This window comes from Pseudomonas sp. UTLPPB19802 (genome assembly GCF_059730225.1).
The window spans coordinates 6,814,121-6,840,379 of record NZ_AP048545.1 but is presented as its reverse complement, the minus strand read 5'-3'; the positions used below and the strand labels follow the sequence as shown (position 1 = coordinate 6,840,379).

The following is a 26,259-nucleotide window of genomic DNA, read 5'->3' as shown; positions in this document are numbered from 1 at the left end:
ATGATCCGAGAAATCCTGAAGATGGGCGATCCGCGCCTGCTGCGCGTGGCGCCGCCGGTTCCCCCGGAGATGTTCGACAGCCCGGAGCTCTGGCAACTGATCGACGACATGTTCCAGACCATGGAGCATGTCGGCGGGGTTGGTCTGGCCGCGCCTCAGGTCGGGGTCGACCTGCAACTGGTGATCTTCGGCTTCGAGCACAGCGAGCGCTATCCGGATGCCGAGGCGGTGCCACAGACGATCCTGATCAATCCGCTGATCACCCCGCTGGGGCCGGAACTGGAAGAGGGCTGGGAAGGTTGCCTGTCGGTGCCGGGCCTGCGCGGCGTGGTCGATCGCCACACCCGTATCCGCTACGAGGGTTTCACGCCCAAGGGCGAGCCGCTGGTGCGGGTCGCCGAAGGGTTTCATGCGCGCGTCGTGCAGCATGAGTGCGATCACCTGATCGGTCGCCTGTATCCGTCGCGGATCAGCGACTTCAGCAAGTTCGGTTTTACCCAGGTCTTGTTCCCCGATCTAGACCCGGCTGCCGACGACTGAGCTATCGGTCCGCCACTTTGTTCGGCTTGACGAAGCGCAGGGTCAGGCGGTCCGATTCACCGATGGCCTGGTAGCGGGCCTTGTCCTGTTCACCCAGGCGTAGCGTCGGCGGCAGGGTCCAGACGCCACCGGGATAGTCCTTGGTGTCTTTCGGATTGGCGTTGATCTCGCTCTGCTCCTCCAGCACGAACCCGGCATCGGTGGCCAGTTTCACTACGTAGGCGGTGGGCAGGTAGCCGCTCTGCTTGATGCTTTCCAGATCCGCGCCATCCTTCGCGCGATGATCGACCACACCCAGCACGCCGCCCGGCTTGAGCACCGTGAAGAACGCCGAGAACATCGCCGGCGCGTCATCGGCCAGGATCCAGTTGTGCACGTTGCGGAACGTCAGCACCCGGTCGGCCGAGCCAGGCTTGCCGAGCACCGGCGCCTGCGGATCGAACTCGACGACACTGGCGCGGACGTACTGGCTCGGGTCCTTGGCGAACTTCTGCTTCAGGGTGTCGGCCGAACGCTTGGCGTACTCGCTGCTCGAGGGCGCCTGGACGGCCGCGATGTAGCGGCCCTGGCTCCGGAGCAACGGCGCGAGGACTTCGCTGTACCAGCCGCCGCCCGGCGTGATCTCGATCACCGTCTGGTTGGCCTGCAGGCCGAAGAACTGCAAGGTCTGCCGGGGATGGCGAGCGCTGTCGCGCACGCTGTTTTCCGGGGCGCGCCAGCTGCCGGCGAGGACCTTGGCATACTGGGCATCGGTGATGGTGGTGTCGGCTGTTGCGGCCTGGCCGAAAGCGGGTGCGAGCAGGGCGGTGAGGGATAAAGCCACGAGAGTACGGTTCATGATCATCCTGTCAGGAACGGGTGGAAACCGAGGCTATCACGCAGCCAGCGACGGCTGATCACACATTTTTCGCAGTCGGGCTAACCAATGGTTCTATGCCCAGGGCAATCAACGGCTTGCTGCGCGAGTAGCGTGCCAGACGGTCGGCGAGGGCCTGGGGCAGTTGGCTGGTCAGGCTGAACCCGAGTTGCTCGTAGAAACCGCGAAGGTCCGGGTGGCAGAACAGCCAGGTGGGGCCAGCAGCACTCAGGGCACTGGTGACCAGTTGCCCGGCAACGCCCTGGCCGCGCCGTTGTGGCTCGACGAACAGGCCGGTCAGCCAGTAGCCGTCGGCGACGGCGGTCAGTGACAGGCCGGCAATGATCCCGCCGTCGCGGGCGACCCACAACTGGCCCTCGCCGCTGGCACGAATGGAGGAACCGTGGGCCTTGTAGAACTTGTCGAGCAGGGGGCGCAGTGCCGGGGGAAGGAGGCTGCAGTCGAGAGTTGGCATGGCCTTGGGAGTGAAGTAGGGGTGCTGATTATAAAGGTCTTTGGCTTGTGTGCTGATTATTCGTTTTTATTATATAAAAATACCTTTTGAATATTATTAATGAATAATTCGGGTTGGTAGCATCCCGCCACCGGACCACCGGACATAAAAGTACAACTTTCTTTCAAGGAGCCACCATGTCCGGCGCCGCAATACCTCGCAGCAGCTTCGTCCTACGGTTTGTGTACCCGCTCAAGCAGGTCAATCCATTCAAGGCCCTGCTTGGCCGCTCGCTGCTGGCCCTGACCCTGCTGAGCCAACTTGCCCAGGCCGCCGACCCTGCCGTGCTGCGGGTCGGCTACCAGAAAAGTTCGGTGAGCATGGTCCTGGCCCGCGAACACCACCTGCTGGAGAAGGCCCTGCCAGACACCCGGGTGCAGTGGGTCGAGTTCCCCGGTGGGCCGCAACTGATCGAGGCTCTCAACGGCGGTAGCCTGGATGTTGGCAACATCGGCGACATCCCGCCAATCTTCGCCCAGGTCGCCGGTATCGATTTCGTCTATATCGGTATAGAGCCGACCGACGGCCAGACCGAAGGGATCGTCGTTCCCAAGGCCAGCGAGGTGCAGAGCGTGGCGCAGTTGAAGGGCAAGCGCGTGGCCCTGCTCAAGGGTTCCAGCTCGCACAACCTGTTTCTCAAGAGCCTGGGCAGGGCGGGCCTAACGCTCAGCGATGTGAATCTGGTCTACCTGTCGCCGGCGGATGCCCGGGCGGCTCTCGAGCAGGGCAAGCTGGATGCCTGGGTGATCTGGGATCCGTACTACTCCGCAGCCCTGCTCAGTGGCAGCGCCCGCCTGCTCAGCGACGGGCAGGGGCTCAATTCCGGTGGTTCGCTGTACATCGCCAGTGGTCCGTTCGCCCGCCAGTACCCGCAGAGCATCGCGCCCATTCTCAAGGCCATCGGTCAGGGACAGCAGGAGTCCTTCGACCAGCCCGACGCCAGCATCGACCTGATGACCCAGACCCTTGGCCTGGAGCGGGCGGTGGTCCAGCGCTATTTCGAGCATCGCTCACGGGTACCGCTGCGTGTCATCGACCAGGATACTATCGATAACCAGCAGCGCACCGCCGACCTGTTCCTGGCCAATCACCTTGTGCCCAAGGCGATTCAGGTGCGGCAGAACGTGTTCAGGGCCGAGTGAGTCAAGCCGACTCAACCTCCAGCGCCGCCTTCACGCTCGGCCGCTCACCGATCCGCGCCATGAACCGCAGCAACGCGGGCCAGGGCGCGAGGTCGATGGCAAAGAAGCGGTTCCAGCGCATGACCGTGAACAGGTAGACATCCGCCACGCTGAAACCGCCCTCCAACAGATAGTCCTGCCGCGCCAGCGTGCTTTCCAGTAACGCGAAGCGCTGGAGCAGGCGCGTGCGGAAGATTGCCTTGACCGTTTCGGGGATCGCCGCGTTGAACAGCGGCCCCATCGTCCCATGCACCTCGCTGCCGAGAAAATTCAGCCACTCCTGCAGGCGCACCCGTTGCCAACTGCCATTGGCCGGTGCCAGCCCGGCCTCGGGCTTGAGATCGGCGAGAAACTGCAGGATCGCCGCGCCTTCGGTCAACACTTGGCCATTGTCCAGTTGCAGTGCTGCGACATAGCCCTTGGGGTTGATGCCGAGGAAGTCATCACCGTGCTCGGTGACCTTGCTGCGGTTGTCGATCCGAACCAGCTCGAACGGCATGTCGAGTTCACGCAGGACGACATGGGGTGACAGGGAGCAGGTTTCAGGGGCGTAGTACAGCTTCATGGGGGGGCTCCGGATGAAAGAAACATGAGGGCGCCAGTCTCGTCTCCCGCTTCGAACCAGGTAAAATTAATCCTTCAGAAATGCTCCATAAGGACAGCTACTGGGATGATGAACCTGATGCACTGGCGCCTGCTGGTGGCGGTACTCGACACGGGCACTATCAGCCGTGCCGCCGAGCAGGTCGGCATGACCCAGTCGGCTGCCAGCCAGGCATTGGCCGCCATGGAGCAGACCCTTGGCGTGCAACTGTTCGTCCGCGAGGCGCGGCAGGCGGTGCCGACGGCGGTTGGCCTGCAGGTGTTGGAGCAGGCGCGGTTGATGCTGGCGGCCCTGCAGAACATCCGCCTGCAGGTCGACAGCGCCAAGGGGCTGGTCAGCGGCACGATCCGCCTGGCGAGTTTTCCGATGGTATTGGGCACCTTGCTGCCACCGTTGTTGCAGCGGTTTCGCCAGCGTCATCCGAGGATTGAAGTCATCGCGCTGGAGGTCAGCGACCATGAGGTCGAGGCGATGCTGGCCGACAATCTGGTAGATGTCGGGGTAGTGCTCAATCCGGCGCCCGCGCGCACGGCCCATGAGCTGGGGCGCGATCGCTGGGTCGCGGTTTTGCCCATGGGGCATCGGCTGGCGGCCCGTGGCGCCGAGGGGCGGGTCAGCCTGGCGGAACTGGTCGGCGAGGCCTTCGTGCTAGCAACCGGTGGTTGCACCGTGAACGCCCGGAGCATCGCTGCCGAGACCGGTCTGCAACTCGCGGATGTACGGGTCGAGGTAAGGGAGTGGAGCAGTGCCTTTGCCTTGGTGCGAGAGGGCCTGGGCGTGAGCCTGGTACCGGAGCTGACCCTGCCGAAGGAGCGCCGCGGGCTACGGGTGCTGCAACTGGAGGTACCGGTCGAACGCCGCTTTGCCCTGGTGGCCTGTCCAGCGGCCAGCCATCGCGCGGCCGTGGCGGCGCTATTCGAAATGCTGGATTGACTTGATCTGCCAGGGCCTGTTCGCGGTGGCTTGTCGGAAGCCGAACCACCGCGAAGCTTCTGGCGGCCCGGAGAGCCGCGTCCGATCAGGTATTGCTGGTGAGGAACGCGCTGGCGGCCTGTTTATCGACCGGGTTGGGGCTGTTCTTCTCGTTCTGGGCGTTGAACTGCTCCTTGATGCGTTCGGCGATCTTGTTGTTGATCGCTTGCTGCTGCTCGGGCGGCAACTGCTGGAAGCTTTCCTCGGTCAGCCCCTGCTCCTTGAGCAGTTGGTCGCGCAGACGCTCGGCTGGCGACTTGTTCATGTAATCCTTGAATTCCTTCATCACATCGCTGTCGTTAGTGGTAGCGGACGGCGCGGTGCGGGTGGTCGGCGGCGTGGCGGTGAGGGTCGCGGCGGCGGCCACGTCCGGTATCTTCGCCTGCAGGTGCACGCGGGTCTTGGCGAACGCGGCATTGACGTTGTCGGCGACCTTGTCGGCGGCGGTCTGGGTAGCGTTCGAACTGAGGCCGGCCGCCGCCTGGGCGGTTTGCACGTAGCCGCTGGACAGTACGTTGTTGGCGGCGGTGGTCGGGTCCAGATCGGGACGATTGGTGGGCTGGATCACCGGGTTGTTACGGGCATTGACCAACATGGGATAAATACCTGAGTGTTAGAAAGACCCGGGGTACCGAGCAATATGTATGCCGCTTGGTACAAAGCCCGGTTTAGTGCGCCTGGGGCGATACAGGCCTGCAGGCAGTGGCCGCAAAGCGGACAATTCTTGCCGCCGGGTTTGCCGCGCGGGCATTTTTAAAATTCACTTGCAGCCCTGGGCGATAGCGCGTTCAGTGGTGTGCTTTCGACGCCGTGAAGGATTAATTGGGAGAGTACCGATGACCGATGCGAACTATGTGAATACGCAGCTGCTGATCGATGGAGTATGGAGTGATGCACTGGGCGGCAAGACCATCGATGTGCTGAACCCGGCCACCGGCCTGGTCATCGGCCAGGTTGCCCATGCCGATATCGCCGATCTTGACCGGGCCCTGGCGGCTGCGCAGCGCGGTTTCGACGTCTGGCGCTGGGTGCCGGCCAACGAGCGGGCGGTGATCATGCGCAAGGCGGCGCAACTGGTTCGCGAGCGTGCCGAAGGCATTGCGCAACTGCTGACCCTGGAGCAGGGCAAGCCGCTTTCCGAGTCGCGTGTGGAGGTCAACTCTGCCGCGGATATCATCGAATGGTTCGCCGATGAAGGTCGGCGTGTCTACGGTCGGGTCGTGCCCTCGCGCAACGTGGCGGTGCAGCAGACCGTCATCCGCGAGCCGGTCGGCCCGGTGGCGGCCTTCACCCCGTGGAACTTCCCGGTCAACCAGGTGGTGCGCAAGCTGTGTGCGGCCTTGGCCACCGGCTGCTCCTTCCTGGTCAAGGCTCCCGAGGAAACTCCGGCGTCGCCGGCGGCTCTGCTGCGGGCGTTCGTCGATGCCGGCGTGCCGCCCGGTGTGGTCGGGCTGGTATTCGGCGACCCGGCGCAGATTTCCTCCTACCTGATCGCCCACCCGGTGATACGCAAGGTGACCTTTACCGGCTCGACCCCGGTCGGCAAGCACTTGGCAGCGCTCGCCGGCCAGCACATGAAGCGCGCAACGATGGAGTTGGGCGGGCATGCGCCGGTGATCATCGCCGAGGACGCCGACGTCGAGGCCGCAGTGAAGGCCATGGCCGGTGCCAAGTTCCGCAACGCCGGGCAGGTGTGCATTTCGCCGACCCGCTTCCTGGTGCATAACAGCATCCGCGAGGAGTTCACTCGGGAGATGGTGCGCTATGCCCAGTCGCTCAAGGTCGGCAACGGCCTGGAGGCCGACACCACCCTCGGCGCCCTGGCCAACGACCGTCGCCTGAGCGCGATGAGTCAGGTGGTCGAGAGTGCGCTGGCCAGCGGTGCGCGCCTGGAAACTGGCGGTGAGCGGATCGGCAACGCCGGCAACTTCTTCGCGCCGACCATCCTTTCCGGCGTGCCGCTGGATGCGGACGTGTTCAACAATGAACCATTCGGCCCGGTTGCCGCGGTGCGCGGATTCGACTCGCTCGACGAGGCCATTGCCGAAGCCAACCGCCTGCCCTACGGCCTGGCCGCCTACGCCTTCACCCGTTCGTTCGCCAATGTGCATCGGCTGACCCAGCGGGTCGAGGCCGGCATGTTGTGGATCAATCAGGCGATGACACCGTGGGCGGAAATGCCGTTTGGTGGGGTGAAGGACTCCGGCTACGGCTCCGAGGGTGGACCGGAAGCGCTGGAACCGTACCTGGTGGCGAAGTCGGTGTACGTCAACTCGCTGTAAAGGGGCGGCCATCCAGCAGGATGGCCGCGATCCCTGTCACCTGCCCGCGAACCGTCAGCCCTGGACGGCATTGGCGGGCAGGGCCGACAGCGGCAGGCCGAACACCCGGTCGAAAGCCCAGTTGAAGGCAAAGGTGTAGAAGGGGATGAACACGATCAGCGCCACGTCCAGCAGGAATGCCTGGAGCAGGCTGATGTCCATCCACCAGGCGATCAGCGGAATCAGGTAGACGATCAGCGTCAATTGAAAACCTACCGCGTGGGCGATTCGCCGTCCTACCGTGCGGGTGCGTGAGCGTTGACGGCTCTCCCAGCGCTCGAACAGGCTGGTGAAAATGAAGTTCCAGGTCACGGCGATGCTGGTGATGACCACTGCCAGCGGCCCGGTGCTGCTCGGTGCGGTGCCGGACAGTGCGGCGAGCGTCAGGGCGCACAGCGTCATGCCGATCACTTCGTAGAGCGTGACAAAGATCAGTTTGCGTTTCAGGCCTTGCATGTCTTCTCCTCGATGAGGGCCATGGTCGTGCCCATCGATTGAACAGGCGCAGCGACGATAGCTTCAATCGGGATGACAGAAAAAGTCAGAAGCTTTCAGTAAAACTGATAGATTGGCTTTATGAATTTCTCCAGTGACAACATCGAACTCTTTCTCGCGGTGATCGAGCGGGGTTCCTTTTCGGCCGCTGCCCGGGCCTTGGGCAAGGTGCCTTCGGCTGTCAGTATGGCCATTGCCAACCTGGAGGCGGAGCTGGGTTATCCGCTCTTCGACCGCAGTCATCGCGAGCCGTTGCCGACTGCCCAGGCTGTTGCCCTGGTGCCCCATGCACGGTTGATTGCCGCTCAACTCAGGCAATTGCAGGTGCATGCGGTGCAACTGTCGCTGGGCCTGGAGAGCAAGCTGGCCATCGGCGTGGTCGAGGATCTGGATCGGACCCGGCTGCTGGCGGCGATCCGGGCCATCAGCGACCGCTATCCGTTGCTGGAAATCGAGGTGCTGAGTGCGCCGCAGGATGAGGTGTTGCGCCTGCTGCACAGTGGCCGGGTCAGCTTGTGCCTGGCGTTTGCCGGACTCAACCTCAACGTCCAGGAGCGTTTCCAGTTCGTCGGTATCGAACGATTGGTGGCGACGCTCTCGGCGGACCATCCGGCGTTGCGGCAGCTAGGGCCGGACCCGCACCTGGAAGACCTGGTCAATGTCCGGCAGATTCTGGTCGCGGCACCCGACCTGCCGCTCTCGGAGCCACGGCCATTGCTCGGTACCTCGCACTGGCGGACCAACAGCCTGGCGGTGGCGCTGGAAATGGTCGAGCAGGGCCTGGGCTGGGGCAACTTCCCTCTGGCGGTGGTGGCGCCGCTGCTGGAGCAGGGGCGCCTCAAGCGGCTGGATTTCAGGAATGTCGAGAACGGCCTGCTGTTGCCGGTGCATGCCGTCTGGCTGGCACAGCAGCCCCTGGGCAAGGGCGCGGCGGCGCTGGTGCAGTGGTTGGGCGAAGCCTGAGCCGCCCTGGCCGCTAGCTGCTTTCGCGCACCATCAGTTCGAAGCCCATGTCCACCACCAACTGGGCCACGGCATTGCCGGCCATCAGGTTCAGCAACTGTTCCGCCGCCCTTTGGCCGATCGCTTCGCGGGGTGTGCGGATGCTGCTCAGGCGCGGGACCATGAAGGCCGACACCGGCAGGTCGTTGAAGCCAAGTACCGCGACCTGTTCCGGTATCTTGATGCCGCAGCGCATGGCTTCGAGCAGGGCACCCTGGGCCAGGTCATCGTTGCCGAAGAAGATCGCATCGACCCGCGGGTGGCTGTTGATCATCTGTAGGAACAGTTCGCCGCCCAGCCCCACCGACGAAGGCCGCGGTGTCAGCAGTTCCAGGTCCGGGTCGTAGAGCCCGGCCCGTTGCAGCGCCTGGCGAAAGCCTTCCCCGCGCAGCAGGGTGCGTTGGTCGAGCTGGGCGCCGATGTAGGCCAGGTGCCGCCGACCGCGGGAAATCAGGTGCTCGGCGGCGGTGGCGCCGGCGCTCTGTTGCGAGAAACCGACGCAGTTCACCCCGGCGCCGGGGTCGAGGTCCATCATGTACACGCACGGCACATTGCTCGCCTCGATCATCCGCCGGGCGCTTTCCGAGCGGTCGAAGCCGGTCAGCAGCAGGCCGCGCGGCTGGTAGGCCAGGTAGTTGCGCAGCAGGTTCTCTTCTTCGTCACGGGAATAGTGGTAGTTGCCGATCAGCACTTCGAAGCCGCGTGGGCGCAAGACCTTGTGAATGGCTTCCAGGGTATCGATGAACAGCAGGTTCGAGAGCGACGGCACCAGTACCACCACCGAATGGCTCTGGGCCGAGGCCAGGGCCCGGGCCGCCGGGTTGACCACGTAGTTCAGTTCGTCGGCTGCCCGTCGGACCTTTTCCACCAGTTCCGTGGCCACCGTGCTGATACCGCGCAAGGCGCGGGACGCGGTGATCGGGCTGACGCCGGCCAGGCGTGCGACTTCGTTGAGGGTAGGGCGGCCGGTGGTGCGGGCGTTCTTGTCGTTCTTGGTGGAGGTCATCGGGCGGCTTGCCAAACAAAATTCGAGGCACTAAGGTAGCGCTGTCTCGATGGGGCTGCAATTGTCTGGGCGTGGTTTGCCTGAACCCGCCTGGTAATACCTGCATGCTGTAGCGCGGCAATCGATAAAAACGACAAGAAGACGTCGGCAACGGGTGTTTTGTGCTTTGCTTTTGCAGTATCAAGAGCTCTGGCAAAGACAGCGCTGTCTTCGTGCTGAGGTGTTACATGAGTCAACCCATCACTGCCCTGGTTATCATGGGTGTTTCCGGTTGTGGCAAATCCAGCGTGGGTGAGGCGATCTGCCGGCTTGGCGCGGCCACCCTGATCGAAGGCGACAGCTTTCACCCTGCGGCGAACATCGCCAAGATGAGCGCCGGTACTCCCCTCACCGATGAAGATCGTGCCGGCTGGCTCGACACCCTGTGCGACGAATTGCGTCGTGCCGTGGCGGCTGGCGAGCATCCGGTGCTGACCTGTTCGGCGCTGAAACTGCGCTATCGCGAACGCCTGCGCAGCGCCGTGCCAGGCCTGGGTTTCATCTTCCTCGAACTGACCCCGACGGTTGCCGCCGAGCGGGTCAACCATCGTCCCGGCCATTTCATGCCCGGCACCCTGATCGACAGCCAGTTCGCCGCCCTCGAATCGCCGGTGGGCGAGCCACGGACCCTGGCGCTCGATGCGACCCGTGAGGTCGAGCAACTGGCGCAGTCGGCCAATCGCTGGTGGCGGGACAACGGCCTGGAACGAATCGCCTGATCCCAGGCCAAAAAAGTATCGAGCGGAAAAGATAGCGCTGTCCCCAAGGCTATTGAACATTCACGAATAACGATAAGAACAACAACCAGGAGACGCCTCATGTTTGGACTGTCCCACGAGACCTACCTGCTGCTGGATGCGGTGGTCACCATCATCGGGCTGATCGTGCTGATCACCCGTTTCAAGATCCACCCCTTCATTGCCCTGATCATTGCCTCGGCCTTCCTCGGCCTGACCTCGGGCATGCCCGCGGACAAGATCATCAAGGCCTTCCAGGACGGCTTCGGCGGGGTGCTGGGGTTCGTCGGCATCATCCTGGCGCTGGGGACCATGCTCGGCAAGATGATGTCCGATTCGGGCGGCGCCGATCAGATTGCCCAGACCCTGATTCGCGCCTTCGGCAAGGAGCGGGTGCAGTGGGCGATGATGTGCGCGGCGTTCCTGGTGGGGATTCCGCTGTTCTTCGAGATCGGCTTCGTGCTGCTGATCCCTCTGGTGTTCATCGTCGCCCGGCGGACCGGCGTGTCGCTGATCAAGATCGGCATCCCGCTGCTGGCCGGCCTGTCCGCGGTGCATGGCCTGGTGCCGCCGCATCCGGGGCCGCTGCTGGCGATCGGCGTGTACAACGCCGACATCGGCAAGACCATTTTCTACGGGCTGATCGTCGCCCTGCCGACCGCGATCGTCGCCGGTCCGATCTTCGGTACCTTCATCGCCCGGCACATTCCCGGCAATCCGTCGCAGGAACTGGTTGACCAACTGGCCCGCGAGCCTGACGCCAGCACGCTGCCCAGCTTCAGCGTGACCCTGGTCACCGTGCTGTTGCCCGTGTTCCTGATGCTGCTCAAGACCTTTGCCGACATCGCCCTGCCGGACGGACATTTCTTCCGCATCTGGATGGACATGATCGGCCACCCGATCAGTGCCTTGCTGCTGGCCCTGCTGTTGGCGCTGTATACCTTCGGCAAGCGCCAGGGCATGGACTCCAAGCGTGTCCTCAAACTGTTGGACGCGAGCCTGGCGCCGACCGCAGCGATCATCCTGATCATCGGTGCCGGCGGTGGCTTCAAGCAGATGCTGGTGACCAGCGGCGTGGGCGACGTGATCGGCCATATCGCGGTGAATGCGCAGATCTCGCCGATCCTGCTGGCGTGGCTGGTGGCGGCGGTGATTCGCGTGGCGACGGGTTCGGCGACGGTGGCGACCATTACCGGTGCCGGGATCGTGATGCCGGTGGTGGATCTGATCCCGGGCGTCAACCGTGAGTTGTTGGTGCTGGCGACGGGGGCGGGCTCGTTGATCCTGTCTCACGTCAACGATGCGGGGTTCTGGCTGGTCAAGCAGTACTTCAACATGACCGTGACCGAAACCTTCAAGACCTGGACGGCGATGGAGACCATCCTGTCGGTGGTGGGCCTGGTGTTTATCCTGCTGCTGTCGCTGGTGGTCTGAGGGTGCAGGAGCCGGCTCCCACAAGCAAGCCGGCTCCTGCAAGAGGGCGGATCAGCCCTCGGCTTTCTTCACCAGGCCATCGGCGCGGAACATCGTACGAATCCCGCGTACGGCCTGACGGATACGGTCCTGGTTCTCGATCAGGGCGAACCGTACATGGTCGTCGCCGTATTCACCGAAGCCGACACCCGGCGAGACGCAGACCTTGGCCTCGGCCAGCAGCTTCTTGGCGAACTCCAGCGAACCCAGGTGCGCATAGGCCTCGGGGATCTTCGCCCAGACATACATCGAGGCCTTGGGGTTCTCGACCATCCAGCCCAGCTCATGCAGGCCCTTGACCAGCACATTGCGACGTTGCCGGTACTGCTCGGCGATATCCCGCACGCATTGCTGGTCACCTTCGAGGGCGGCGATGGCCGCCACCTGCAGCGGGGTGAAGGTGCCGTAGTCGTGGTAGCTCTTGATTCGCGCCAGGGCGCTGACCAGCTCGGGGTTGCCGACCATGAAGCCGATGCGCCAGCCGGCCATGTTGTAGCTCTTGGACAGGGTGAAGAATTCCACCGCGATGTCCTTGGCGCCCGGCACCTGCATGATCGACGGGGCTTTCCAGCCGTCGTAGACGATGTCGGCGTAGGCCAGGTCGTGGATTACCAATACGTCGTACTGCTTGGCCAGGGCGATCACCCGTTCGAAGAAGTCCAGCTCGACGCACTGCGCGGTGGGGTTCGACGGGAAACCGAGAATCATCATCTTCGGCTTCGGAATCGAGCCACGAATGGCCCGTTCCAGTTCGGCGAAGAAGTCTACACCCGGCACCAGCGGTACCGAACGCACCTGGGCGCCGGCAATCACGGCACCGTAGATGTGGATCGGATAGCTGGGGTTGGGCACCAGTACCGTGTCGCCCTGGTCGAGGGTAGCGAGCATCAGGTGCGCCAGGCCCTCTTTCGAACCGATGGTGACGATGGCTTCGCTTTCCGGATCGATCTCGACGTCGTAGCGGTCCTTGTACCAGTGGGAAATTGCCCGGCGCAGGCGTGGAATGCCCTTGGAGGTGGAGTAGCCGTGGGTATCTTCGCGCTGGGCGACGGTCACTAGTTTCTCGACGATATGCGGCGGAGTCGCGCCGTCGGGGTTACCCATGCTCAAGTCGATGATGTCCTCGCCACGGCGGCGGGCGGCCATCTTCAGCTCGGCAGTGATATTGAATACGTACGGGGGGAGTCGATCGATGCGCGCAAAGCGGCGCGGCGAACCTTGGTCTGCCATGGAGGCCTCTGATGACGTAAGCGCCCGGAACCGTCCGAGCGACGTTGGCCACTGCGGTGGCCTGCGCCGCAGAAGATAATGGTGCTGATGGCGCTCTGTCCAGAATCTTTTTTACTTCTATACTGCGACGCGGATTCTTTTCTCTGACGGAGATCTGTCCCCATGGATGACACCTCGCGCCATGTATTGGCAGCACCACGCTTCGAACACGGCCACTTTCAATTGATCGCCGGCCTGGGTGGGCGCTTCACCGCGGACACCTCGGCAACCATCCCGGATTTATGGGATGCCTTCGTGCCGCATATCGGAAACGTACCGGGCCAGTTGGGTGAAGAGACGTACGGTATCTGCTGCAACCCAGACGGCCAGGGCGGCTTCGAGTACATCGCCGGGGTTGCGATCAGCAAGCTCGACGACCTGCCTGAACTCTATCGTTGGGTGGAGGTGCAGCCCCAGCACTATGCGGTGTTCGAGCATCAGGGCTCACTGGATACGCTCAAGCGGACCTTCGAAGCGATCTGGAAGGAATGGCTGCCCAGCTCCGGCCACACGGCTGCCAATGCGCCAGAGTTCGAGCGCTACAGTGCCGATTTCAACCCGCAGCGAGGCACGGGCAAGGTCGAGATCTGGTTGCCGATCCAGCGTTGAACCGTGGGCACCCCAAGGGTGCCCACGGTGCGGCTTCAGCGGCCGTGACAGCGAATGACTGCCGAGTGGCTGGCGTAGCGCCCGGAGATCAGGATCTTGCCGTCCGGCTGCAGTTCCAGATGGGAAAAGTAGCTGGTGTCCCCAGGGATGCGATTGACGCGGCTGATGCCCTTGTCGCCGAATTCCCGGTCGACTTCGCCATTGCCCAGGTGGCGCATCAGCCAGGTCTGTGCGCCGTTGTCGATATGACCCACGCTGATGATCGCGCCATCCTCCTGGACGAGCGTCGCCAGGCACGCGCCAAGGCCAGGGAAGGCGAGCGGACTGCCGGCGTTGAACTCGGGGTCGAGCTGGCCATCATCGGTACTGCGCATCAGCAGGGCGACGTCATTCGAGAGGTTCGCCGAGCCTGTCGCCACGATCTTCTGGTCCTGCTGCACCGCAACGGCAAGAAACGTCGAGTTGCCCTCGGTGATCGACTCCAGTTCCAGGTACCCCGCGTTACCGAAGGTGGTGTCCGGTAGTCCGGTGCTGCCATAACGCATCAGGGCTGCGCGGCGACCGCGCCTGCCGGCGATGACCAGCTTGCCGTCCGCCTGGAGCGCGAGTGCTTCGAAGGCGATGCCGGGCTCGCGTGCCGTAACGACGCCACAGGTGCCGAAGTCGGGGTCGAACTGGCCACTGCGATCCAGGCGCACGATGACATCTCTCTCTGGCTCGCCCGGGGCGGGATTTTTCAGCAGCATGAGGATATGGCCGTCCGCCTGCACGGCGAGCCGATGTCCGCGTCCGGTCCATGGGGCTCGGTAGGGCAGCCTGATTTCGCCATTGTCGCCAAAGGCCATGTCCCGTTCCCCCGTCGCCGAAATACGTGTGCAAAAGGCTTGTTCACTGCCGCGCAAGTTGCCCAGTAACAACAGATTCTGTTCGTGGTCCAGTATACTGTTGATCCCTGTACGATTCGGTCCATGGAAGGCTGAAACAAAGTGATTGTAATAAAAGCCTTCGGCGAAGAAATCGGCCAGCATTATATCGGCCGCCTCGGCTTCATGAACGCCGACAAACAAGTGTCGACCGTTTCCTTGCAAGAGCGAAGAACCCACGAAACCAGGCCCAGCTTCCGAGAAGATGACCATGCCGTCCCCGTATTCGCCGAACTCCAGGTCCAGTGTGCCGGGTTGGCGCGAGAGGTCGGGAGCATGGGTCGAGGGGATGGATGGGGTGCTGTTGGACGTTCTGCTTTTGATATCCATTTATCATTGAATCCTTTCAAATTGTTAATTATTCAATCTGCGATTTTTATCCGGTATGAGATCGCAGGACTATTTAATGGCTGAAAGGAAAGTTTGCCTAGCATTCAAGTTTTACCGCTGATGAGCAACTGATTTCATATATGTGGCCATGCTCGATGTTCAGGCAGGAAATGACTGTCTTACTTGTGCGGGAAAGTTCTCTATGGACGGCGCGAGAGGTATTTTTCATACGCTTTTCGATTAACGACGGCTCGCTTGCCGAAACCAGGGAGCAGTTGCCGGGTTCTACCTGATGGAGGCGCGGGATCTGGACGAGGCGTTGCAGAACGCCGCAAATATTCCGGCGGCCCGCGTCGGCAGTGTTGAAGTCCGCCCGGTTCGGGAGTTGAATCTCTGATACACCGTGTCGGCACCGAGCCCGCTACGATGTCCCATAACAATAAAAGATAACGGAGCCCTGCCATGAGTAACCTGCCACTTCAGCCGGTGAGCGCAGAATACGAGCTGTCCATCAGCCGCTTGCTGGAGGCGCCCCGCAACCAGGTGTTCCGGGCCTGGACCGAACCCGACTTGCTCGCCCGCTGGTGGGGACCCCATGGGATGACCACGCCGGTCTGTGAAATGCAGTTGTGGGTCGGCGGGCTGTTTCGCACCGTCATGCGGGCGCCGGATGGTAGCGAATACCCCTATCAGGGCGTATTCCTGGAGATCGCCGCACCCGAGCGGATCGTTTTCACCGACGCGTTCGCCCCCGGCTGGACACCGACCGGCAAACCCTTCATGACCGCGCGGATCACGCTGCAGGAAGTGCCGGGCGGCACCCTCTACACTGCCAGTGCGATGCATTGGAGCGCGGCCGAGCGCGACAGCCACGAGCAGATGGGCTTTCATCAGGGCTGGGGTGAAAGCCTCGACCGGCTGGCCCTGCTGCTCGAGCAGGGGCTGCCGGATTGACCGATATTGCCGAGGACTGCGGCTGGGTCGAGCGGGCGCTGCAAGTGACGCGACAGAAGCCGGAGCAGCGCTTCATTCGTGAGTGCTTGGAGGCGTTGGAAGGGTAGCTCCTGTCACTCCAGCATCTTCTCCAGCAGCCAACTGCCCGCCGGCCCCGGAGGATACAGGCGCGACCAGAGGGCATCGACCGCCACCGGTCTTGGCCAGCCCCGTACCTGCAATTGCACCAGCGAGCCCCCGGCAAAACGTTCCACCAGCCAGCGTGGCAACGGCGCCCAGCCCACCCCGCGCTGGGCCATTTCCAGCAGCATCAGGTAACTCGACGCCGACCAGACCTGCCCTTGGGCAGGATTTTCGTAAGGCTTGACGATGGATGCCAGGCGTAATTCGCGATGTTGCTGCAACGCCGTCTGGTCGACCCTTGCCCGGCTGGCCAATGGATGGTCGCGATGGACGAACACAGCGAGCTCGGTGCGCTCATCGACGGTGGCGCTGCTCAGGTCCGGCGGGTAGCTGTCCTGCCTTTCGGCGAAGGCCACCTGGGCCCGGCCCTGTTGCACCAGTTCCACCAGGTCGGCGCACTCGGCAATCAGGCACTCCAGTTCAAGGTCCGGATAACGCTCGGCAAATCCGCTGAGGGCCGCTTCGAAACGATCCGACTGATAGGTGTCGGAGATCACCACGGTCAGCTTCGGTTCCAGCCCCTGGGCTAACTGGCTGGCGGCCATTTCCAGGCGATTGCTGGCGGCGAGGATATCCTCGGCCTTGCGTAGCATCACGTGGCCGGCAGCGGTCAGGCCGGGCTTGCGGGTGCTGCGATCGAACAGCTCGAAACCCAGGTCGATCTCCAGGCCGGCAATGGCTGCGCTGATGGTTGACTGGCTCTTGCCCAGTTTGCGCGCGGCGGCGGAAAAGGAGCCGAGGGTGGCGGCCTGGACAAAGGCCTGGAGAACTTCGTTGGAAGCCATGAACTATCGCCTTGATCGATGGTAATCGACTTTTAGTATCTGGTTGAGTGGCGATAATCACAAGCCTCGACATTCCGCAGGAGCCCGCCATGAGCATCAGCAAGTCTTTTACCGAACGTGTTTTCCAGGCCATCGGCTTCGAGTTTTTTGCCGTGGTGCTCTGCACTCCGCTGTTTGCCTGGGTGATGAGCAAGCCGCTGCTGGACATGGGCGTGGTCACGGTAGCCAACTGCTTCATTGCCCTGGGTTGGAACGTGCTGTTCAACGGCCTGTTCGACCGGCTGCGCGAGCGCCTGGCCCTGGCGCAGAATGGCTGGACCCGGTTGTTGCACGCGCTGTTGTTCGAGGGCGGGCTGATCGTGGTCAGCGTACCGCTGGTGGCATGGTGGCTGGATCTGAGCCTGCTGTCGGCGCTGTTGCTGGATATCGGCGTGCTGCTGTTTTTCCTGCCGTACACCTACCTCTACCACTGGGGCTATGATCTGCTGCGCGAGCGCTTGCTGCAACGGCGCATGGCTTGAGGCGTTCAGCAGGCAGAATGGAGCCAGGCCGCTGGGTGCGTCGCTGCTGGATGCCAGGTAACCAACGGTGACGTGTGTGCATGGACTGGCTGGTGCAGGTGCTGCACGACGCCAATGACGACGTGAAATGACGAGCCCCACCGTGAGGGTGGGGTTCGTGGGCATTGCTCAAGGGTGGGTTCAGAACAGCTTGGTGAACAGCCAGTACAGGCTGCCCGACAGCAGGATCGCTGCCGGCAGGGTCAACACCCAGGCCATCGCCAGGTTGCGGATGGTCTTCATCTGCAGGCCGCCACCGTTGGCGACCATGGTCCCGGCCACGCCTGAAGACAGCACATGGGTGGTCGATACCGGCAGGCCGTACATGTCGGCCGCGCCGATGGTCACCATGGCGACCATTTCCGCCGAGGCGCCCTGGGCGTAGGTCAGGTGGCTCTTGCCGATCTTCTCGCCGACGGTGACCACGATCCGCTTCCAGCCGACCATGGTGCCGAGGCCGAGGGCGATGGCCACGGCGATTTTCACCCACAGCGGGATGAAGCGCGTGGCGCCGTCGATCTGCTGCTTGAACAGTTGCAGCTTGCCCTGGGTGTCGGCGTCGAAGTTGCCGACCTTGTTCTTGTCCATCAGGCGGATGGCTTCGGAACTCAGGTACATGTCGTTGCGCACGTTGCCCATGGCCTCGGCCGGCACCTTGGCCAGCGAGCCATAGCCCTTCACTTCGTCACCGATCTGGCCGGCCAGGGCCGCAAGGGACGGGACCAGCGCCGGGTTGGCCTGCTGGGTGCGGATGTATTCGGTGAGCACCGGGCGCGGATCGGCCGGCGCCGGCTGCGGTGCCGCCTTGACCAGCGCGGCCTGGGTGACCTCGGCGACGGCGGCGAATTGCAGGGCCTGTTCAGCCGGCATGGTGCGGTTCAGCGCGTAGGCCATCGGCAGGGTGCCGACCAGGATCAGCATGATCAGGCCCATGCCTTTCTGCCCATCGTTGGAACCGTGGGCAAAGGATACGCCGGTGCAGGTCAGGATCAGCAGGCCACGAATCCACCACGGTGGCGGCTCGTTGCCCTTGGGCGCCTTGTACAGCGCGCGGTTTTTCACGAACAGGCGCAGCGCTACCAGCAGCAGGGCGGCCAGGGCGAAACCGATGAGCGGGGACAACAGCAGGGCGTAGCCGATCTTGGTCACCTGGCTCCAGTCCACGCCGCTGGTACCGTCGCGGCCGTGCATCAGGGCGTTGGCCACGCCGACACCGATGATCGAACCGATCAGGGTGTGCGACGACGAGGCCGGCAGGCCCAGCCACCAGGTGCCGAGGTTCCACAGGATGGCGGCGATCAGCAGGGCGAAGATCATCGCGAAGCCGGAGGACGATCCGACCTGCAGGATCAGCTCCACCGGCAGCAGGGCGATGATGCCGAAGGCCACTGCGCCGCTGGACAGCAGCACGCCGAGGAAGTTGAAGCAGCCGGACCAGACCACGGCGAAGTGCGGCGGCAGCGAGTGGGTGTAGATCACGGTGGCCACGGCGTTGGCGGTGTCGTGGAAGCCGTTGACGAATTCGAAGCCCAGGGCGATCAGCAGGGCGACACCGAGTAGCAGGAAGGGTGTCCAGGTGGTGACGACGGTGCCGAACTCGTGCATGTCGTGCACGAGGCTGTAGGCGGTGAACAACAGGCCGACGGCCAGCAGCGCGAAGAAGATCACGGCGGTAAAGACGCGAGGTTTGCTTTCCAGCTGCGGCCTGCCGTCGGCGGCGGACGCAGCGGTCAATGAGGGGGTAGCCATGCCTGAAATCCTGTTTGGGAACGGGTATCGGCCATGATCATTGCTAAATGTTACAGAGAAGCTGCCACAGATCAGTACCCGGAGATTTTGCCGTGCCGCTGGTCTGCCTGATTGGGTGGTGGTGGTGGTGGTGGTGAAGGCCAGTGTGGCGAGCGGGCTTGCCCGCGCTGGGCCGCGAGGCGGCCCCAGGCCCGGATGACTCGGTGTCCCTGAAATAACGCGGCGTGTGGTTTTACGGCTGCCTGGCAGCCGAGCGCGGCGGTGCGGCGTTCCGACAAGCCCGCTCGCCACAGCGTTTATCCGGCCATTTTAATAATCCTGCCGTTTACGAAACGCCCAGCGGCCCGCCAGCAAGGTGAAGGTCGCCACCAGCGCCACCAGTATCCAGAAACCCTCCGGGTCGCCGGCCAGCGGAATGCCGCCAACGTTCATGCCGAAGAAGCCGGCGATGATGTTGATCGGCAGGGCCAGCACCGTGACCACCGTCAGGGTGAACAGGGTCCGGTTGGTCTGTTCGTTGACGTTGGCGGCGATCTCTTCCTGCAGCAGCTTGATCCGCTCGCCGAGGGCTTCGAGGTCGCTGAGGATCAGCGAGAACTCTTCGGTGGACTTGCGCAGTTCCTTGACGTCTTCCTTCTGCAGCCACTGTGGCGGGCGATTGAGCAACCGCAGCAGCGAGCCCGGCTCCAGTGCCAGCAGCCGTTGCAGGCGCACCAGCACCCGACGCATGGCGCCCAGTTCCGCGCGGTTGTTGCTCACGCGCAGGGACAGCAACTGGTCTTCGATCTGGTCGACGCTGAGGGTAGTCTTGCGCACGATCTGGGTCAGTACTTCACCCTGGTCGCGCAGCAGGTGCACCAGCAATTCCAGTGGTGAGCGGAAGCGTTCGCCGGCCTTGACCGAGGAACGCAGTTTATCGACCGAATGCAGGGGTTGCAGGCGGGCGCTGATCAGCAGTTTGCTGCGGGCACAGACCCACAGGGTGGAGACATCCGAGGAGGTCATGTTGCCCAGGTTGAACACCACGTCGTTGACCACCGCCAGCAAGGCGTTGTCGACATGTTCGATACGGGTCGAGCGAGAGCCTTCGTGCAGGGCTTCGAAGAATTCGTCGGGCAGCGACAGGTGGGTCTTCATCCAGCGTTCGCAGGCCGCATGGGCCAGGTTCAGGTGCAGCCAGAGAAAATCCTCGGGATCTTCGGGCTGTTGCAGGCATTTCAGGGCGGTGGCGGAATCGATTTCCTCCCCGCGCTCACCGGCACGAAAGCGAAAACCGTAAAGCAGGCCGAACAGGTCCGGATCGCGGTGACTTTGGTCAAGGCTGTGATTCATGGAGGCTCGCTGAAATGAAGCGCCCGAAACATTCTTTTACAGGTTCGCTTGAGCCGCATCATCTCAAGGCTTTTTGACAGTTTTGTTACGGGTTGATGGGCGATTTCAGCAACGATGACCGGTGGTCGGGTTGCCTCAAGCCGCGCGCTGGCTTGCCGATGGCAGGGGTGTAAGCTGCTGCGCTTTTTTGGCCACAAGCCATGATGTCGCTGACAGGGATGTTTCGACTGCTCGCACTCCTGACCGGAGTGCCCAATCCCTGTTCAGAGATGCCGACAATGCTGCAAAAATCCTTGAGAGCCCAGACCCTCGCACTACTGAGCGGAAGCCTGTTGGCGATGTTGCTGATTGCCTTGACCTGCTTCCAGTTCCTTTCCAACGGTGTCCATGGCTATCGGGAGCTGATTGAAGGTCCGTTGCGCGCTTCGCAGTTGGTGGATGAAGCCAACCTGCGTTTCAAGGAGCAGGTGCAGGAGTGGAAGAACGTCCTGCTGCGCGGCAAGCAACCCCAGGACATGAACCAGTACTGGCGCCAGTTCGAGGATCGCCAGCGTGACGTGCAGGATATCCTCGGCCGCCTGGCGGCCCAGCCAGGGATCGACAGCAGCCTGAAGTCCCAGGTCGAAAGACTGCGCGACGAGCATCGCCAGCTCGGCCTGGCCTACCAGAAGGGCCGTGATGCCTACGTTGCCGCGGGCGGTGATCCGAGCGCCGGCGACCAGGCGGTCAAGGGTGTGGACCGCGCCGCCAGCGAGCAGATGAGTGTGCTGGTCAGCCAGTTGCGCAAGGCCAGCGATGCGCAATCGAGCGCCATCAGCGAGGCGGCCGCGCGCACCGTTTGGATCGGCCTGGTGGTGATGCTGGTGTCCGGGCTGCTGATCGCGCTGCTGAGCCTGTGGCTGGTCAACCGCAACCTGGTCGAGCCGATCAGCCGTCTGATCGATTACGTGGCCCAACTGAGCCACGGCAAATTCGCCGAGCGCGTGGCCAGCGATCGTCAGGATGAGTTGGGGCGCCTGGCCACTGCGGCCAATACCCTGAGAGATTTTCTCGCCGATACGTTCAATCGCCTCAAGCTCAGCACCTCGAACCTGGACAGTGCCAGTGGCGAGCTGAATGCCATTGCCGCACTGATGGCCGCCGGCACCCATGAACAATTTGAACGAACCGACCAGGTTGCCACGGCGATGACCGAGATGTCCGCCACGGCCCAGGAAGTTGCCCGTCACGCCGCAGCTGCGGCTGGTGCCGCCGACGAGGCCGATCGCTCGGCGCAGCAGGGCGAACAGGTGATGCAGTCGACTATCCAGACCATCACCCGCATGCGTACCGAAATCACCACTACCGCTACGGTCATTCGCCAGTTGGAAAGCGACAGTGGGCGGATCGGCAAGGTACTCGAGGTGATCCGCGGGATCGCCGAGCAGACCAACCTGCTGGCGCTCAATGCCGCGATCGAAGCAGCCCGGGCGGGTGAAGCCGGACGTGGTTTTGCGGTGGTCGCCGATGAGGTGCGCAGCCTGGCGCAACGTACCGCAGCGTCGATCCTGGAGATCAACCAGATCATCCAGTCGGTGCAGACCGGTGCGGTGGATGCGGCCCAGGCCATCGAGGGCGGCCAGGCCCGCAGTGATGAAAGTGTCGAGCAGGTGACCGAGGCGGGCGCGATGCTCGAACGCATCACCGCCGCGGTGGAAGCCATTCGCGATATGAACCGGCAGATCGCCACGGCTGCCGAGGAGCAGACGTCGGTTGCCGAGGACATCTCCCGCAACCTCACCGAGATCACTGCGATTGCCAGCACCAACCAGGACAACGTCAAGCGCACCGAAGCAGCCAGCAGCAACCTGCACGGCCTGTCGGGGCAATTGAACGAGGTCACCGCCAGGCTGGGCGCCTGATTGGCAAAGGGGTTTCGTGACTGTGTATCGAGATGCTGACCAACGGGATACAGGATAGGTCTCAAGCCGGCCTGCGTTATGTCGATGATGGGGTATCACTACCTCGATAGGACGTTTCCCATGGTCAGCATCACCTCGGTCAGCATCACCCCAAGCCTGTCCACCAGCACCGCCACCAAGTCGGCGAGCAGTGACGACACCACGACCACCGGTAGCGTCGCCGCTACCGCCACGGACACCACCAAGGCTGGCGGTACCCAGGCCGCGGCCGGTGGTGGCGCGGCGGGCAGCAGCGACAGTTCCAGTTCGGAATCCGATACCGTCAAGGAACTGCGCAAGCAACTGGCCGAACTGCAGAAGCAATTGCAGGAACAGGAGCAGCAGTTGCAGAAGGCCCAGGCCAGCAACGACAGCGACGAGGCCAAGGCGACTGCAGTGGCGACCGCCTCGGCCCAGGTGGCGACGATTTCCGCCTCGATCCAGACCGTTACCGCCGCCCTGACCCAGGCGCTGCAGGAGTCTGGCAGCAGCACTTCGGGCGGTACCGTCAACACCACCGCCTGAGTGCCTGGGGGGCGCTACTGCGCCTTTCTTGACGGCTGGCTGAAACGAACAAGCCGCACGTTCCTTGTGGGACGTGCGGCTTGTGGTTTGGCAGGGCGATCAGTTGTCGCGTTTTTCCTGCAGGACGGCGGCGCTCTTGGCGTCGAGCTTGACTTCCCATTTCACGCCGTCGGCGGCCTTGAGTTCGACTTCATAGACATACCCCCCACTGGCGGCATGGTCCAGCTCGGTGTCGGTGATGGTCGCCCCGGGGTACTTGGCCAGCGCCGCCTGGTTGAGCTTGTCGAAGTCGGCGATCGTGCCGGATTTCAGCAGGCCGGGAATATGGTCCGGACGCACATCGGCCGAAGCGAAGCCGGCAGCGAGTGTCAGGGCGGAAGCGGTCAGGAGGGTGGCGAAAGCTTTCATCTGGGTGGTTCCTTGTCTGGATGATTTCAGTGGGGTCAGCCTAAGTGTTGCGACTTAATTCATCCTTAAATTGACCCTTGCATGTCCTGACTGGCGATTGCGCCGTTTGTTCAATCCCGGTTCGTACAGGCCTTTCATGCTGGCGGCTTCTTAACGAGGAGCGTCTCATGAAGCGTGTGTCCAGCGGGTTGTATGCGCCGGTTTTCTGGTTTGGGTTTCTTGGTGCCGGGCTGGCATTGGCCGAGCGGGCCTGGTGTCTGCCGCTGCTGTTCCTGCTGGCGGTCCTGGTGTCTTTTCTTGCCGAGTGGTGGCTGCCCTACGAGCCAGCCTGGAACCGAGCGCGGGGAGACCGTCTGCGGGACATCGTCCACGGCCTGGTCAATGAAAGTCTCGCTGCCCTGGGGCTGCTGGTGTTGCCGGTGCTGGTCGGCTGGTTGCCGTTCGAACTGCTCTGGCCCCAGGCCTTGCCCTTGTGGTTGCAACTGCTACTGGCGATCGTGATCGCCGATGTGGGCATCACCCTGGCCCACTACGCCAGTCATCGCTCGCCAGCACTGTGGCGGCTGCATGCGGTGCATCACAGTGTGCAGCGGATGTATGGCTTCAACGGCTTGCTCAAGCATCCGCTGCACCAGGCGGTGGAGGCGCTGGCGGGCCTGCTGCCGTTGTGGTTGCTGGGTATTCCTGCGGATGTTGCGGCCTTGCTGGGGTTTGCCATTGCCATCCAGTTGCTGCTGCAGCACTCCAACGTGGATATGCGTCTTGGGCCGTTGCGCCTGGTTTTCGCCTGGGCCCCGGTGCATCGTTTTCACCATATGAAGTACGGCCGCGCCGGGGATGTGAATTTCGGGCTGTTCTTTACCGCGTGGGACCATCTGCTGGGGACTGCCTTCCACACCGAGGCGTACCGGATCGGCGAGGCGGACCTCGGGATCGGCAACCGGCCGGACTTTCCCGTGGGGTATGTGCGGCAATTGCTGGACCCGTTTCTACCCGTCGAGACCTCAGACCCTGCACCGACGCCGGTGCAATTGTTGCGCCGGATCAATCCAGCAGGCGCACTTGAATCCGCCCCAGGGCATGAGCGGCACTGACGCCGAAGAGCTTTTTCATCGAGCGGGAGAAGTGCGCCGAATCGGCGAATCCCGCGTCGTGGGCCGCTACCGTCAGGCTGCTACCCGCCAGTATCTGGTTCAGCGCCAGGCGCAGGCGGCGCCACAGCACCAGGCGCCGAATCGGCAGGCCGACGCGGCTGGCGAACAACCGCTCCAATTGGCTCAGGGACAGGTTGGCGTCGCGGGCCAGGGCAGCGGCCGAAACCTTGCCATCCAGCGACTGCTCCAAGGCTGCCAGGGCACGGGTGATACGCGGATCGTCGAGGGTGCGGCGGGGACAGTGACGAAGGGCGTCGTCGAGAGCCGGCAACGACCATTCGACGTTGCCCAGGGCCTGTTCGAGCTGATCCAGATCCAGGGTCAGCGGTTCGGCATAGATGGAGAGCACCCGACCCGATGTCTTGACGATGGCGTGGCTGCGCTGGGCTCCGATCAGCAACTGCCTGGCAGTGATCGCCTGGCCTTCGAGCCAGACGGTGACCGGCGCCTCGGGCGCCAGCATCACCTGGTGGGCATAGTGGCCATGGGGCGCGGTCGGCCCCAGCCCTCCCTCGATCAGGGCGTAGTCACGTCCCAGCCAAAGGACGCCGCTCCACTCGCTGGCCTTCACTCAGTAACCGTTGGCCTCGAGGATCTGCGGCACGGTTTTCGGCGACGCGCGCTTGAAGTACTTGAGCAACTCGGAGGCGCGGTTGGTGAAGATGCCATCGACGCCGGCGTCCATCACCTTCTTGAAGTCTACCGGTTCGTCGACGGTATAGACGTGGACCAGCAGGCCCTTGTCGTGGGTCAGCTGGTTCATCCACGGCTTGACCAGGTCCGAATAGCTCTGGTCGCCGCCGTGGGTCAGTTCGGCCGACGGACCGGTGCCAATGGCGCCGTGTTCCTTGGCGAAGTCGACCCACTTGATGAACTCGGCCTTGTCCTTCGGTTCCTGCTTGGCGTAGTAGGCGGCCTTGGTCTTCTCGCCGGAGTCGGCGAAGCTGACGTTCGACTTGGGCTCGATGCTGCCTTCGCCGACCCACAGCAGGAGGATCTTCGGCGTGTCCGGCATTTCCTTTTGCAGCAGTTCCAGGCTGCTCTTTTCGAAGGTCTGCAGGATCACCCGGCCCGCGCTCTGGCCAACCTGCGGCCGCTCCTTGGATTGGACCTTGTCCGGGCCGAGCAGGCCGCGTTCCTGCAGCTTGTTCTTGAGGTCATGCTCGATACCGGGGAACTGCTTGGGTTCCTTGGTTTCGATGTACAGGCCTGGGCGATGCCTGGGGTTGGCCTGGGCGATGTCGATGATCTGGTCCAGGCTGAGGATTTTCAGGCCGACATAGGCCGGCCGCGCGCGCTCGGGGTAGGCTTTGTTGAACCAGCTGCCGGCATCCAGGGTTTGCAGTTCGGCCCAGGTGAACTCGTTGGCCGGGCTGTCCTTGCGCTCGGGAAACTTGCTGGCGACGTCGGTGGTGCGCGACAGGTTGTTGTCGTGCAGGGCGAAGATCACTCCGTCCTTGCTGCGCTGCAGGTCCATTTCCAGGTAGTCGGCGCCCAACTCGCGGGCCAGGGTATAGGACGCTGCGGTGGATTCGGGAGCATCGTAGGAGGCGCCACGGTGGGCGATCACCGCCGGGTGGGGAATCGACGCCTTGGCGGCGAGTTCGGCCGGGGCGGTGCTGGCCTGTGCGGTGTCCAGCCCCATGGCCAGCAGCAGGCTCATGAGCAGGGCGCTTTTCTTGAAGGTGACAGGCATTTCGAATTCCTTTCGTGCAGGGTAAAGGCCCCTTTTAACAACTGAATGCTTCAAGTGCTATCGCGAAATGGTTGCAAATGCGGGATGTGTCGTTTTTTCGAC

At 63.1% G+C, this 26,259-nt stretch carries 27 protein-coding genes and 1 pseudogene; 14 read left to right on the top strand and 14 right to left on the bottom strand.

The annotated features are described in order from the left end of the window. Positions 1-540: a peptide deformylase gene (gene def, locus AC6I6U_RS30155; RefSeq protein ID WP_497879583.1), complete on the top strand. Its 540-nt coding sequence runs from the start codon at positions 1-3 to the stop codon at positions 538-540. A gap of 1 nt (position 541) precedes the next feature. Here the strand turns inward: def and AC6I6U_RS30150 are convergent, their stop codons facing one another. Continuing rightward, entirely contained in the window at positions 542-1,378 is an 837-nt protein-coding gene (locus AC6I6U_RS30150) for a class I SAM-dependent methyltransferase (RefSeq protein WP_497879582.1), read from the bottom strand. A gap of 58 nt (positions 1,379-1,436) precedes the next feature. Next, positions 1,437-1,871, bottom strand: a complete 435-nt coding sequence (locus tag AC6I6U_RS30145; protein WP_497879581.1) for a GNAT family N-acetyltransferase — start codon at positions 1,869-1,871, stop codon at positions 1,437-1,439. 176 nt (positions 1,872-2,047) lie between these two features. Between AC6I6U_RS30145 and AC6I6U_RS30140 the strand changes: the two genes are divergently transcribed. Further along, entirely contained in the window at positions 2,048-3,052 is a 1,005-nt protein-coding gene (locus AC6I6U_RS30140) for an aliphatic sulfonate ABC transporter substrate-binding protein (RefSeq protein WP_497879580.1), read from the top strand. A gap of 1 nt (position 3,053) precedes the next feature. Here the strand turns inward: AC6I6U_RS30140 and gstA are convergent, their stop codons facing one another. After that, entirely contained in the window at positions 3,054-3,656 is a 603-nt protein-coding gene (gene gstA, locus AC6I6U_RS30135; protein ID WP_497879579.1) for a glutathione transferase GstA, read from the bottom strand. Between the two features lie 105 nt (positions 3,657-3,761). Here gstA and AC6I6U_RS30130 point away from each other — a divergent pair, with 105 nt between their 5' ends. Further along, the gene (locus tag AC6I6U_RS30130; RefSeq protein ID WP_497879578.1) at positions 3,762-4,628 is read left to right on the top strand and encodes a LysR family transcriptional regulator; all 867 of its coding nucleotides are present in this window, start codon (positions 3,762-3,764) and stop codon (positions 4,626-4,628) included. 85 nt (positions 4,629-4,713) lie between these two features. On the opposite strand, the gene AC6I6U_RS30125 is transcribed toward AC6I6U_RS30130, so the two are convergent. Continuing rightward, positions 4,714-5,262: a hypothetical protein gene (locus AC6I6U_RS30125; RefSeq protein WP_497879577.1), complete on the bottom strand. Its 549-nt coding sequence runs from the start codon at positions 5,260-5,262 to the stop codon at positions 4,714-4,716. A 241-nt stretch (positions 5,263-5,503) separates the two neighbouring features. On the opposite strand from AC6I6U_RS30125, the gene AC6I6U_RS30120 reads away from it, so the two are divergent. Further along, complete coding sequence (locus AC6I6U_RS30120) at positions 5,504-6,949, top strand: NAD-dependent succinate-semialdehyde dehydrogenase (protein WP_497879576.1); 1,446 nt, start codon at positions 5,504-5,506, stop codon at positions 6,947-6,949. A gap of 54 nt (positions 6,950-7,003) precedes the next feature. Here AC6I6U_RS30120 and AC6I6U_RS30115 read toward each other — a convergent pair whose 3' ends face one another. Continuing rightward, on the bottom strand, positions 7,004-7,444 hold the full coding sequence (locus AC6I6U_RS30115) for a PACE efflux transporter (protein ID WP_497879575.1): 441 nt from the start codon (positions 7,442-7,444) through the stop codon (positions 7,004-7,006). Between the two features lie 120 nt (positions 7,445-7,564). Between AC6I6U_RS30115 and AC6I6U_RS30110 the strand changes: the two genes are divergently transcribed. After that, positions 7,565-8,446 (top strand): LysR family transcriptional regulator, encoded by an 882-nt coding sequence (locus AC6I6U_RS30110; protein WP_497879574.1) that lies wholly within the window; start codon positions 7,565-7,567, stop codon positions 8,444-8,446. 13 nt (positions 8,447-8,459) lie between these two features. Here AC6I6U_RS30110 and gntR read toward each other — a convergent pair whose 3' ends face one another. Beyond that, a complete protein-coding gene (gntR, locus tag AC6I6U_RS30105) occupies positions 8,460-9,491 on the bottom strand; it encodes an HTH-type transcriptional regulator GntR (protein WP_497879573.1) in 1,032 nt (343 codons plus the stop codon). 227 nt (positions 9,492-9,718) lie between these two features. Between gntR and AC6I6U_RS30100 the strand changes: the two genes are divergently transcribed. Both AC6I6U_RS30100 and AC6I6U_RS30095 read left to right on the top strand, forming a co-directional pair. After that, positions 9,719-10,249, top strand: coding sequence for a gluconokinase (locus AC6I6U_RS30100; RefSeq protein WP_497879572.1), 531 nt, complete (start codon positions 9,719-9,721; stop codon positions 10,247-10,249). A gap of 99 nt (positions 10,250-10,348) precedes the next feature. Continuing rightward, positions 10,349-11,701, top strand: coding sequence for a GntP family permease (locus tag AC6I6U_RS30095; protein ID WP_497879571.1), 1,353 nt, complete (start codon positions 10,349-10,351; stop codon positions 11,699-11,701). Positions 11,702-11,752: 51 nt separating this feature from the next. Here the strand turns inward: AC6I6U_RS30095 and alaC are convergent, their stop codons facing one another. Further along, entirely contained in the window at positions 11,753-12,970 is a 1,218-nt protein-coding gene (alaC, locus tag AC6I6U_RS30090) for an alanine transaminase (protein WP_497879570.1), read from the bottom strand. Positions 12,971-13,132: 162 nt separating this feature from the next. Between alaC and AC6I6U_RS30085 the strand changes: the two genes are divergently transcribed. Next, positions 13,133-13,618, top strand: coding sequence for a GyrI-like domain-containing protein (locus AC6I6U_RS30085; protein ID WP_497879569.1), 486 nt, complete (start codon positions 13,133-13,135; stop codon positions 13,616-13,618). 35 nt (positions 13,619-13,653) lie between these two features. Here AC6I6U_RS30085 and AC6I6U_RS30080 read toward each other — a convergent pair whose 3' ends face one another. After that, entirely contained in the window at positions 13,654-14,871 is a 1,218-nt protein-coding gene (locus AC6I6U_RS30080; RefSeq protein WP_497879568.1) for an NHL repeat-containing protein, read from the bottom strand. A gap of 230 nt (positions 14,872-15,101) precedes the next feature. Between AC6I6U_RS30080 and AC6I6U_RS30075 the strand changes: the two are divergent. Continuing rightward, positions 15,102-15,268, top strand: a pseudogene (locus AC6I6U_RS30075) (YciI family protein); the annotation flags it as partial. A gap of 65 nt (positions 15,269-15,333) precedes the next feature. Further along, positions 15,334-15,825 (top strand): SRPBCC family protein, encoded by a 492-nt coding sequence (locus AC6I6U_RS30070; RefSeq protein WP_497879567.1) that lies wholly within the window; start codon positions 15,334-15,336, stop codon positions 15,823-15,825. Positions 15,826-15,938: 113 nt separating this feature from the next. Here AC6I6U_RS30070 and AC6I6U_RS30065 read toward each other — a convergent pair whose 3' ends face one another. Continuing rightward, entirely contained in the window at positions 15,939-16,793 is an 855-nt protein-coding gene (locus tag AC6I6U_RS30065) for a LysR family transcriptional regulator (RefSeq protein WP_497879566.1), read from the bottom strand. 89 nt (positions 16,794-16,882) lie between these two features. Here AC6I6U_RS30065 and AC6I6U_RS30060 point away from each other — a divergent pair, with 89 nt between their 5' ends. Next, the gene (locus AC6I6U_RS30060; protein WP_497879565.1) at positions 16,883-17,314 is read left to right on the top strand and encodes a multidrug/biocide efflux PACE transporter; all 432 of its coding nucleotides are present in this window, start codon (positions 16,883-16,885) and stop codon (positions 17,312-17,314) included. Positions 17,315-17,494: 180 nt separating this feature from the next. Here the strand turns inward: AC6I6U_RS30060 and AC6I6U_RS30055 are convergent, their stop codons facing one another. Then, entirely contained in the window at positions 17,495-19,102 is a 1,608-nt protein-coding gene (locus AC6I6U_RS30055; RefSeq protein WP_497879564.1) for an inorganic phosphate transporter, read from the bottom strand. 309 nt (positions 19,103-19,411) lie between these two features. After that, entirely contained in the window at positions 19,412-20,434 is a 1,023-nt protein-coding gene (locus tag AC6I6U_RS30050; RefSeq protein ID WP_497879563.1) for a transporter, read from the bottom strand. Positions 20,435-20,712: 278 nt separating this feature from the next. Between AC6I6U_RS30050 and AC6I6U_RS30045 the strand changes: the two genes are divergently transcribed. Further along, positions 20,713-22,335 carry a methyl-accepting chemotaxis protein gene (locus AC6I6U_RS30045; RefSeq protein ID WP_497879562.1) on the top strand — a complete coding sequence of 541 codons (1,623 nt, stop codon included), beginning with the start codon at positions 20,713-20,715 and terminating at the stop codon, positions 22,333-22,335. Positions 22,336-22,455: 120 nt separating this feature from the next. Next, positions 22,456-22,899 (top strand): hypothetical protein, encoded by a 444-nt coding sequence (locus AC6I6U_RS30040; protein WP_497879561.1) that lies wholly within the window; start codon positions 22,456-22,458, stop codon positions 22,897-22,899. A 99-nt stretch (positions 22,900-22,998) separates the two neighbouring features. Here the strand turns inward: AC6I6U_RS30040 and AC6I6U_RS30035 are convergent, their stop codons facing one another. Then, positions 22,999-23,307 (bottom strand): PepSY domain-containing protein, encoded by a 309-nt coding sequence (locus AC6I6U_RS30035; RefSeq protein WP_497879560.1) that lies wholly within the window; start codon positions 23,305-23,307, stop codon positions 22,999-23,001. Between the two features lie 167 nt (positions 23,308-23,474). Between AC6I6U_RS30035 and AC6I6U_RS30030 the strand changes: the two genes are divergently transcribed. Continuing rightward, positions 23,475-24,401, top strand: a complete 927-nt coding sequence (locus AC6I6U_RS30030; protein ID WP_497879559.1) for a sterol desaturase family protein — start codon at positions 23,475-23,477, stop codon at positions 24,399-24,401. Here the strand turns inward: AC6I6U_RS30030 and AC6I6U_RS30025 are convergent. After that, positions 24,352-25,032: a helix-turn-helix domain-containing protein gene (locus AC6I6U_RS30025; protein WP_497879558.1), complete on the bottom strand. Its 681-nt coding sequence runs from the start codon at positions 25,030-25,032 to the stop codon at positions 24,352-24,354. The genes AC6I6U_RS30030 and AC6I6U_RS30025 overlap by 50 nt on opposite strands. Next, positions 25,033-26,157, bottom strand: a complete 1,125-nt coding sequence (locus tag AC6I6U_RS30020) for a glycerophosphodiester phosphodiesterase (protein ID WP_497879557.1) — start codon at positions 26,155-26,157, stop codon at positions 25,033-25,035. It lies immediately after the preceding gene. Positions 26,158-26,259 lie beyond the last annotated feature (102 nt).

Coding starts and splice junctions, on each gene's coding strand:
- def (WP_497879583.1), top strand. CDS start 1: ATGATCCGAGAAATCCTGAAGATGGGCGATCCGCGCCTGCTGCGCGTG.
- AC6I6U_RS30150 (WP_497879582.1), bottom strand. CDS start 1,378: ATGAACCGTACTCTCGTGGCTTTATCCCTCACCGCCCTGCTCGCACCC.
- AC6I6U_RS30145 (WP_497879581.1), bottom strand. CDS start 1,871: ATGCCAACTCTCGACTGCAGCCTCCTTCCCCCGGCACTGCGCCCCCTG.
- AC6I6U_RS30140 (WP_497879580.1), top strand. CDS start 2,048: ATGTCCGGCGCCGCAATACCTCGCAGCAGCTTCGTCCTACGGTTTGTG.
- gstA (WP_497879579.1), bottom strand. CDS start 3,656: ATGAAGCTGTACTACGCCCCTGAAACCTGCTCCCTGTCACCCCATGTC.
- AC6I6U_RS30130 (WP_497879578.1), top strand. CDS start 3,762: ATGATGAACCTGATGCACTGGCGCCTGCTGGTGGCGGTACTCGACACG.
- AC6I6U_RS30125 (WP_497879577.1), bottom strand. CDS start 5,262: ATGTTGGTCAATGCCCGTAACAACCCGGTGATCCAGCCCACCAATCGT.
- AC6I6U_RS30120 (WP_497879576.1), top strand. CDS start 5,504: ATGACCGATGCGAACTATGTGAATACGCAGCTGCTGATCGATGGAGTA.
- AC6I6U_RS30115 (WP_497879575.1), bottom strand. CDS start 7,444: ATGCAAGGCCTGAAACGCAAACTGATCTTTGTCACGCTCTACGAAGTG.
- AC6I6U_RS30110 (WP_497879574.1), top strand. CDS start 7,565: ATGAATTTCTCCAGTGACAACATCGAACTCTTTCTCGCGGTGATCGAG.
- gntR (WP_497879573.1), bottom strand. CDS start 9,491: ATGACCTCCACCAAGAACGACAAGAACGCCCGCACCACCGGCCGCCCT.
- AC6I6U_RS30100 (WP_497879572.1), top strand. CDS start 9,719: ATGAGTCAACCCATCACTGCCCTGGTTATCATGGGTGTTTCCGGTTGT.
- AC6I6U_RS30095 (WP_497879571.1), top strand. CDS start 10,349: ATGTTTGGACTGTCCCACGAGACCTACCTGCTGCTGGATGCGGTGGTC.
- alaC (WP_497879570.1), bottom strand. CDS start 12,970: ATGGCAGACCAAGGTTCGCCGCGCCGCTTTGCGCGCATCGATCGACTC.
- AC6I6U_RS30085 (WP_497879569.1), top strand. CDS start 13,133: ATGGATGACACCTCGCGCCATGTATTGGCAGCACCACGCTTCGAACAC.
- AC6I6U_RS30080 (WP_497879568.1), bottom strand. CDS start 14,871: ATGGATATCAAAAGCAGAACGTCCAACAGCACCCCATCCATCCCCTCG.
- AC6I6U_RS30070 (WP_497879567.1), top strand. CDS start 15,334: ATGAGTAACCTGCCACTTCAGCCGGTGAGCGCAGAATACGAGCTGTCC.
- AC6I6U_RS30065 (WP_497879566.1), bottom strand. CDS start 16,793: ATGGCTTCCAACGAAGTTCTCCAGGCCTTTGTCCAGGCCGCCACCCTC.
- AC6I6U_RS30060 (WP_497879565.1), top strand. CDS start 16,883: ATGAGCATCAGCAAGTCTTTTACCGAACGTGTTTTCCAGGCCATCGGC.
- AC6I6U_RS30055 (WP_497879564.1), bottom strand. CDS start 19,102: ATGGCTACCCCCTCATTGACCGCTGCGTCCGCCGCCGACGGCAGGCCG.
- AC6I6U_RS30050 (WP_497879563.1), bottom strand. CDS start 20,434: ATGAATCACAGCCTTGACCAAAGTCACCGCGATCCGGACCTGTTCGGC.
- AC6I6U_RS30045 (WP_497879562.1), top strand. CDS start 20,713: ATGCTGCAAAAATCCTTGAGAGCCCAGACCCTCGCACTACTGAGCGGA.
- AC6I6U_RS30040 (WP_497879561.1), top strand. CDS start 22,456: ATGGTCAGCATCACCTCGGTCAGCATCACCCCAAGCCTGTCCACCAGC.
- AC6I6U_RS30035 (WP_497879560.1), bottom strand. CDS start 23,307: ATGAAAGCTTTCGCCACCCTCCTGACCGCTTCCGCCCTGACACTCGCT.
- AC6I6U_RS30030 (WP_497879559.1), top strand. CDS start 23,475: ATGAAGCGTGTGTCCAGCGGGTTGTATGCGCCGGTTTTCTGGTTTGGG.
- AC6I6U_RS30020 (WP_497879557.1), bottom strand. CDS start 26,157: ATGCCTGTCACCTTCAAGAAAAGCGCCCTGCTCATGAGCCTGCTGCTG.